Origin of the sequence: Streptomyces cinereospinus (assembly GCF_042430725.1) — a bacterium.
Taxonomy (GTDB): domain Bacteria; phylum Actinomycetota; class Actinomycetes; order Streptomycetales; family Streptomycetaceae; genus Streptomyces; species Streptomyces cinereospinus.
This window is the reverse complement of record NZ_JBHMCY010000131.1, coordinates 1-8,558: the sequence shown is the minus strand read 5'-3', so window position 1 is coordinate 8,558 and position 8,558 is coordinate 1. Positions and strand designations below refer to the sequence as shown.

At 72.5% G+C, this 8,558-nt stretch carries 4 protein-coding genes; all 4 read right to left on the bottom strand.

Annotated elements, in window-relative coordinates; all coding sequences use genetic code 11:
* Window positions 1–92: 92 nt before the first annotated feature.
* A complete protein-coding gene (locus ACFF45_RS34695) occupies window positions 93–2,918 on the bottom strand; it encodes an AbfB domain-containing protein (RefSeq protein WP_381350993.1) in 2,826 nt (941 codons plus the stop codon).
* Window positions 2,919–3,137: 219 nt separating this feature from the next.
* On the bottom strand, window positions 3,138–5,501 hold the full coding sequence (locus ACFF45_RS34690) for a SpoIIE family protein phosphatase (RefSeq protein ID WP_381350992.1): 2,364 nt from the start codon (window positions 5,499–5,501) through the stop codon (window positions 3,138–3,140).
* Between the two features lie 236 nt (window positions 5,502–5,737).
* Window positions 5,738–7,024 carry an MFS transporter gene (locus tag ACFF45_RS34685; protein ID WP_381350990.1) on the bottom strand — a complete coding sequence of 429 codons (1,287 nt, stop codon included), beginning with the start codon at window positions 7,022–7,024 and terminating at the stop codon, window positions 5,738–5,740.
* Between the two features lie 438 nt (window positions 7,025–7,462).
* Complete coding sequence (locus ACFF45_RS34680) at window positions 7,463–8,239, bottom strand: FadR/GntR family transcriptional regulator (protein ID WP_381350988.1); 777 nt, start codon at window positions 8,237–8,239, stop codon at window positions 7,463–7,465.
* Window positions 8,240–8,558 lie beyond the last annotated feature (319 nt).

Here is an 8,558-nt window from a genome sequence, read left to right as displayed (position 1 = left end):
CTCCTTCGTGACCGGCCAGACGATCGTCGCCGACGGCGGCCTGGTCCGCGTCTGAGCATGCCCGCCCCCCCGAGGGGAGCGGGCACGTCAGGTCAGGGCGCCCAGGGTGCCGCGAGCGCCCAGCTGCTGTCGGCGGTGAGCGTCTGCGGACGGTCGAAGACGTCACCGCTGCCGGCGCCGGAGGCGATGGACACCTGCGACGCGTGGTGCCGGAGGTAGGACCCCGGCACGTTGATCGACTCGAAGGTGACGCCCGTGCCGCCGATCCCCGGCCGGGCGCAGAACGTGGCGTCCTGACGGAACAGCGCCGAGCCGTCGTCGGGTGCGTTGCGCACCCGGCTGTCGGCGTGCCGCAGGAACTGGCCGGGTTGATTCACCGACTCGAACGAGTAGCAGGACGAGTCGGCGAGGCCGCGCCGTACGGTGTACGTGGCGTCCTGCTTGAGCAGGGCGCTGCTGCCCGCGTCGACGACCTCGGTGTGGGCGAGGCTGTCGGCGTGCCGCAGGTACCGGTTGGTGTGGCCCCAGGTGGTGACCCGCAGCGACTGCCGTACGCCGGTGGGGAGCAGCGCGGAGCTGCGCCACAGCGCGGGCTCGCCGAGGTTCCACGTGGCGTCGGCGGCGAAGGACGTGGCGGTGTCCCAGGCGTTCGGGCCGCCGCTGCGGGCCAGGTACACGGTGTCCGCGTGATGCCGCAGGTAGTGCCCGGGGTGGTTCAGCGACTCGAACGAAGTGCCGCCCGCGGCGAGGCCGGGCCGGCTGCACCAGGTGGCGTCCGCGGCGAACGAGCCGCCCGTGTCCGCGTCGAGGCGGACGCGGCCGTCGGCGTGCCGCAGGTAGCGGCCGGGGTAGTTGACCGACTCGAACGAGTGGCAGCGCGGGTCGGCCAGTCCGGTCACCGTCCGGTAGGAGGCGTCCTGGCGGGCGCCGTCGCCGGAGGCGGTGCTCAGCACGTCGGTGCGGGCCACCGAGTCGGCGTGCCGCAGGTAGCGGTCGGTGTGACCGGGGGTGGTCACCCTGAACGACCGGACGTGTCCGAGGGTGAGCGGGACGGCGGCGTTGAGGTTGCGCGACGCGGCGATGAGGGTGCCGTGCGCCTGGCGCAGCCGGCCGGTGTCGACCTTCTGCACCCGGCGGTCGTAGGTCATGAGCCCGTTGTACTCGCCCTCGACGTCGGTGATCTCGGTGTAGACGTACGCGGACAGGCCCTTGGTGGTCATGAGGTGCTGCACGTCGCGGACCATGCCGGTGTAGCGGTCGTTGAGCTGCTCGCGGCTGGAGACCTGCTCGTAGGCGAAGAACTGTCCGTCGGGGCTGTACTCGTGGCCGGGCGTGCGCAGTCCGATGCCGCCGAACTCGCCGAGGACGGAGACCCGGGTGCCGGACGGGCGGGGCGCGTCGGGTCCGGTGTAGACGTGCCAGTCGACGATGTCGCCGGTGCCCGGGTCGCCCCTGGAGTCACAGCAGTTGTAGCCGCTGTGCGGGTTCATCAGGCGGGACGGGTCGTAGTTCTCCAGGTCGGTGGTGACGCGCCGGGTGGCGGCAAGGTCCCACTCGCCCCAGCCCTCGTTGAACGGCACGTAGGTGACGACGGCGGGGGAGAAGCGGTGCTCGTCGATGATCTCGCGGGCCTCGGTCTCCAGTTGCGCGGTCTGCGCCGGGGTGCGGCTGTGGTCGAACGCCGGGGTGGACGGGATGTCCTGCCACACCAGCAGGCCGAGCCGGTCGGCGTGGTAGTACCAGCGGGCGGGCTCCACCTTGATGTGCTTGCGCACCATGTTGAAGCCCAGGTCCTTGTGCTTCTGCAGGTCGTAGGCGAGGGCTGCGTCGGTGGGCGCGGTGTAGAGGCCGTCCGGCCAGTAGCCCTGGTCCAGGGTGCCTATCTGGAAGACGAACTCCCCGTTGAGGGTGGGGCGCATGACCCCGTTGAGCGTCCTCTTGCCGACCTCGCGCATGCCGAAGTAGCTGGTGACCCGGTCGACGGCGGCACCGGAGGCGTTGCGCAGGGTGACCCGGAGGTCGTACAGGAAGGGGTCGTCGGGCGACCAGCGGCGGGCGTTGGGCACCGGGACGGAGAACTCGGTGAAGCCGCCGGTGGCCTGGCCCGCCACCTGGGAGCCGGACATCGCCTCGGCCAGCACGGTGTGGCCGCCGACGTCGCCGCGGGTGAAGACCCGGACCCGGGCGGTGTTGTTCGACAGGTTCGGCGTGATGTCCACGGAGTAGATCGAGGACGCGGGGGTGGGTTCCAGCCAGACGGTCTGCCAGATGCCCGAGGTGGGCGTGTAGAAGATGCCGCCGGGGTTGTTGACCTGCTTGCCGACCGGCTGCTTCTCGCCGCGCGCGTCGGTCGGGTCGTAGACGCGGACGACCAGTTCGTTGGTACCGCCGTTGAGGTGCGGGGTGATGTCGGCCTCGAAGCGGTCGTAGCCGCCCCGGTGGGTGGTCACTTGGGTGCCGTTGACCCAGACGGTGGCCTCGTAGTCGACGGCGCCGAAGTGCAGTTGCACCCGTCTGCCGTTCCAGCTCTGCGGGACGGTGAAGGAGCGCTTGTAGAACATCAGGTCCCGGTTGTCGTTGCGCATGATGCCGGACAGCGCCGACTCCACCGGGTAGGGCACGAGGATGCGTTCGGGCAGCGTCTGGCCGAGCGGCGGGGCCGCGTTGCGGTTGACGTCGCCCGCACTGTCGGTCTGCGGGTTGAGGAACTCCCACTCCCCGTTGAGCGACTGCCAGTCCGGCCGCGTCATCTGCGGTCGCGGGTACTCCGGCAGCGGATTGGCGGTGGACACCTGGTCGGTCCACGGCGTACTGAGGGGCGGTGTCTTGGGCATGACAACAGCGGAGGCGGTGCCAGTGAAGAGCAGGCCTCCGGCCATGGTCAGCCAGACCGCCAGGCAGGCGATGATGCGTCGCATCAACTTCCTCCAGGGCGTGACGGCGTGCGGGATCCCGGGCGCGGCGAGGCGGGCGGCCGTCGCGACTCCCGGGGGGTGGTACGGGAAGAGCGGCTCGCACACGGGCGGGGGCCCGCGGCCCTGGCCGGAGGGTCAGACCCGGGCAGGTGGGAGGGAACCTAGCATGGAACAACTATCAACGGAGTCGCTCAACACAACTCAACATCCCACAACTTCCGTCTACGTGTAGGACACCGAGTCGGTCAGCTCCTGCTCGGTCCAGATCGTCTTGCCGGTGCCCGTGTAGCGGCTGCCCCAGCGCAGGCTCAGCTGGGCCACGAGGAACAGGCCCCGGCCGCCCTCGTCGGTCGCGCGGGCGCGGCGCAGCCGCGGCTGGGTGCTGCTGGGGTCGCTGACTTCGCAGATGAGCACCGTGTCGCGGATCAGCCGCAGCCCCACGGGCCCGCCGGCGTAGCGCATCGCGTTCGTGACCAGTTCGCTGACGATCAGTTCGGTGGTGAACGCCAGGTCGTCCAGGCCCCACTGGGCGAGCCGGCCCAGCGCCGCCGCCCTGGCGTCGCCGACCGCGGAGAGGTCGGCCGGGAAGGTCCACTCGGCGACGTCGGCCGGCTCGAGCCGGCGGGTGCGGGCGAGCAGCAGGGCGGTGTCGTCGACCGCGGCGGCCCGTCCGGAGACGAGGCTGCGCGCGGCTTCGTCCAGGGGCTGCCCGGAGGCGTGACAGGCCGCCAGCTTCCCGGCCAGGCTCTCCAGCGCGGCGTCCACGTCGGCCGACGTACCGCCGTCGAGCATGCCGTCCGTGAACAGGGCCAGCATGCTGCCCGGTTCCAGATGGACGGTGGTCGTCTCGAACGGGTGCCCTCCCGTGCCGAGGGGAGGCCCCGGGTGCAGACGCACGGGCCGCGCCGTGCCCTCCGCGCTCACCACGATCGGCGGCGGATGCCCGGCGCTGGCGAGGGTGCACTGCTCCGACACCGGGTCGTACAGGGCGAACAGACAGGTTCCGCCGACGATGTCGCCGTGCTCCGGATCGGCTTCGCCGGACAGTCGCGCCACGAGGTCGTCGAGGTGCGTGAGGAGTTCGTCGGGCGGCAGTTCGAGGTCCGCCAGCGTCTGCACCGCCGTGCGCAGGCGTCCCATGGTGGCCGAGGCGTGCAGGCCGTGGCCGACCACGTCGCCGACGACCATCGCGACCCGCAGCGAGGGCAGCGCGATCGCGTCGAACCAGTCCCCGCCGATCTCCGCACCGCCCCCCGCGGGCTGGTACGTCCCGGCCGTCTCCACCGCCGTCGTCAGCAGCGGGCCACGGGGCAGCAGCCGCCGTTGCAGGGTCACGGCGGCCCGGTGCTCGCGGGTGTAGCGGCGGCTGTTGTCCACGCTCAGCGCGGCGTGGGCGGCGATCTCGGACAGCAGTTCCGCGTCCTGCTCGGTGAAGGGGTCGGCCTCCTCCGTCCGCCACAGGGCGATGATGCCGAGGAGCATGCCGCGCGCCACCATCGGCGACAGCACCAGGGACCGGGCGCCCTTGGGGACGAACAGAGGGACCAGCGACGGATCGCGCAGGACGTCATCCACTCCGGCCCGGTCGACGACGACCGTGCGTCCTCCCTGGACCGCTCGGAGCCCGGGCGTGTCCGGGAAGGACGGAATCGGCGCGCCCGGCTTGAGCAGCATGTTCGGCCAGTCGCCCCCGGACGACCGCACGGCGGCACGGCGCAGGTGGAGATTGCCGGCGCCGAGGATCCGGGACGGCTCGTCGCCCTCCAGCACCGCTTCGGAGAGGTCGACCGCGCCCACCGAGCCGAACGCGGGAACGAGCAGGTCGGCGAGTTCCTGCGCGGTCTGCCGCACGTCCAGGGAGTGCCCGACGCTGACGGCGGCCTGATGGCGCAGCCGGAGCCGCTGCGCGGCCAGCCACTGCTCCGTGGCGTCGGTGAGCAGCACGGCGACGCCGGTCGGACGGCCGCCCGGGTCCTCCAGCCGGAGCACCGACACGGAGAACGACCATTCCCGGGTGGGCTGCGTCAGGGACCGCACATGCTGTTCCTGCGCCACCGCCGGTACGCCGGTGCGCAGCACCTCGCGCAGCCGGGCCTCCGCCGTGGCCACGTCGGCGGGCTCCATGACGGTGCCCAGCAGGCTGCCGTCCGGCAGCAGGGGCATGGTGGGAACCTCGTTCACCGCCAGGACGCGCAGGTCCGTGTCCCGTACGACGAAGCCGATGCGGTCCTGCGTGAGCAGGGCGCGGAAGAGGGCGGCGCTCAGTTCGGCCTCGTCCGCGGCGCTCGCGGCGGTGAGCAGGACGAGGCGGTACGGCGACCCGGGCAGGTGCGTCACGCGGAAGCGCACCGGGACCGATGCCCCCGACGCCTGCCGCAGCCGTGCGGTCCCCGAGCGGGTGAGCAGGTCGACGGACAGGCCGGGGAGCAGGTCGCGCAGCGGACGCCCGCGGAGTGCGTCCGCCTCCTGGCCCAAAAGCTCCGCGGCCGCCCGGGAGAGCGCCGCCACCGCACCGCCCGCGTCCACCAGGACGGCGGCCGGTTCCGGCGAGCTGTCCGCACGGCCGTGACTGTGCAGGGGACTCATCCCAGGTCCTCTCTGCGCGGAGCGGGACCCCCCGAGTGCCTTCCCTTCGATCCTAGTGCCGCGGCGGGCAACGTTCGCCCGTGCCGGGCGTCGCGACGGTACGAACGTTGCCCGCCGCGGCACTAGGCCAGGTCCTGTCCGGTGTTCCGTGGCTGACGACGTCCCCGCCCGGTGACCGAAGGGTGTGGCCGGGCGGGGACGCGCGGGGCGGACGGCCCGCGCCGGGGCCGGGACGGCTACCCCGCGAGCGGCGCCTCGGCCTGCGTCACCGGGCGCGGCCCGGGTTCGCGCCGGACCGTGCGGAACATCGCGGCCAGGCCCGCGCCGAGCACGGCGGGGACGACGAAGGCGTAGAAGCCCGCCTTGGGGGAGGCGATCAGGACGGTGACCACGGCCAGGTAGCTCGGTCCGACGATCGCGCCCACCCGCCCGATGCCGAGGCTGAAGCCGAGGCCGGTGCCGCGCAGGTGGGCCGGGTAGTAACGGGCGACGAAGATGTTGACGAGGCTCTGGGTGCCGAGGGAGCCGAGGCCGGCCGCGGCGGAGGCGATCAGCAGCACGGGCCGGGGCTGCGGCGTACTGAGCGTGATCATGGCGACGGCGGCCATGAGGAAGCTCGCCACGGTGACCGCCTTGAGGAAGCCCCAGTCGGCGAGGAGCGCCACGCCGATGGTCCCGACGACCGCTCCGGCGTTGAAGGCGATGGAGAACTCCAGGGACGAGCTGAGGTCGTACCCCGCGTCCACCATGAGCGTCGGCAGCCAGGTGCTGGCCCCGTAGACGAGGACCAGACCGGTGAAGGTGGCGGCCCAGAACAGCAGCGTGGCCCTGCGGTGCTCCGGGGCGAGGAGGCGGCCGAGACGGTTGGCCGACGGTGCCTTCTCGGCGGCCGGTGCCGGTGCCTCCTCGGCGGTGCCCTCGGGGACGGCGTCCAGGGCACGGGCCGGGACCACACGCCAGACCAGGGGAACAAGGACGAGCGGCAGGACGCCGAACAGGAAGAGCGTGCGGAAGTCCGTCGCGGGCAGCAGGGCCCGGCCGAGGACGCCGGTGACGATGCCGCCGATGGCCACGCCGGTCAGCGCGGTGCCCACCTGGAGCGAGCGCCGGGCGGGCGCGGCGGACTCGCTCACGAAGGCGGTGACCAGCGGGATCAGCGCGCCCAGGCCCATGCCGGTGAAGAACCGGGTGGCGGCGAAGACTTCGAGGCTGCCCGCCGCCGCGCTCGCCAGCATCCAGACGGACAGCCAGGCGAGGCCGATCACCATGGGCAGGCGGCGGCCCCAGAGGTCCCCCGTCCATCCGGCGGCGATGGAGCCGACGGGCATGCCCAGCGCGGTGAGACTGCCCAGCAGCCCCAGCGTGGACTTGGTGACGTCCCACTCGGGATGCGCGAGGAGCGAGGGGCCGACGGCGCCCAGGACGAAGAGGTCGTAGCCCTCGATGCACAGGATGACCAGGCCGAGGGCCGTGGCGGTCCAGGGGTGGGGCCTTGATTTGGGCATGCCAATTGCTGCGTTCATGTCCGTACTCCTCAAGCGGTGCTGAGCGGGGGGGTGCGCATCCGGTACGCGGGGCGGTCCGCGAGGGGACGGCGGTTCCGGCGGACGGGGGACCCGTCGGCGGTCGACGGCGTGCCGCCGGGGTGGCGGGCCGCGTGGCGGGCGCTGCTGCCGTACTCGCGAAGTCATGCCCCGGCCGCTGTGGGGGGAGCGGTGCGTGGGCGGCGCGCGCCGTCGGCGAAGCGTCGCTGGGCGTCGCCTACGGCATGGCCACGGTGGCGCGGCGAGTGCGGGCTTCCGGTGGACGCGGCCACCGGCCGCGGTCGTGCGCTGCCGTGAACTGGCAGTGATGCTGAGGGGCGGCGACGACGGATGTCAATGCCTTCGACACGGACGGATCGAACGCGAGGACGCGCCCCGCGGTGTCGGGCGGGCCGACGAGGGCCCCTGAACCGCTGGTCAGCGACGTGCGGCGGGGTCCTCGTCGGCGGCCAGGGTGGTGTTGTGCTCGCTGATGAGCCGCAGTGCCTCGTCGCGGTCGCGCCGGTCCAGGGCGTCGACGAGGTCGCGGTGCAGCGCGTGGCGGTGCGCGATGTACTCGCCGAGCGGCTGCTCGCTGGCCGGCAGCACGGAGAGCGTGTGCCCCTCGATCAGGTCGAGCAGGTGCGTGTAGAGCGAGCTGAGCAGGGCGTTCGGGCTGATCGAGGCGATGGCGGCGTGCAGCCGCCAGTTGGCGTGGACGAACGCGACGGGGTCGGCGGCGGTCACGGCGTGCTCCATCGCGGTGATGTGCCGGCGCAGCCCCGCGATGTCGGCGGGCGAGGCGTGCCAGAGCGCGTCCTCGATGAGCAGCGGGTCGAGGGCGTCGCGGATGCGCACCGCGTCGGCCACGTCGTTCTGCCGGGCGTCCAGGGCGAGGACGGAGTTGCCGAGGCGGACCATCGGGGACTGCTCCGCGCTGAACATCCCGCCGCCGGGTCCGGGCTTGACGGTGACCAGGCCTCTGGCCTGGAGCAGCCGCAGCGCCTCGTTGAACGTCCCCACGGACACCTCGCAGAGCGTGCGCAGCTCCTCCTTCGTGCCCAGCCGGGAGCCGGGGGGCACGCTCTCGATCAACTCGGTGACGCGCTGCGCCGCCCGCTCCGCGCGGCCGGCGGACGAGCCGCGCGGGGTGCCGTCGCTGTCCGGGTGTCGCGGCCGCCGCGGCCGTGCGGTCGGTTCCGAGGTGGCAGTCAAGGGAGCTCCTCCGAGGTCATCGTGGTCATCGATCCTATGATCTTCATATTCATCATGTTCATTTTGCTTGCACCTCTTGACGCTGCGGTTCATGCCAGCGCAACATCAAGGTAATCATCATGCTGAATTGCTGATGAGGGAGCAAGGGTCCCGTTGTCGCTGACGGCCGACCCCCGCGCCCTCGTCGTCGAACCGAGCGGCACCCGCCGACGCGGCTCCGGGTGTACCGCCCCCTTCCCCTACGGGAGACTCATCGTGCGTATCGCCAATCTCTCCGGCCGTCTGGCCCTCATTGTCGACGGCAGGGCCGTGGATGTCG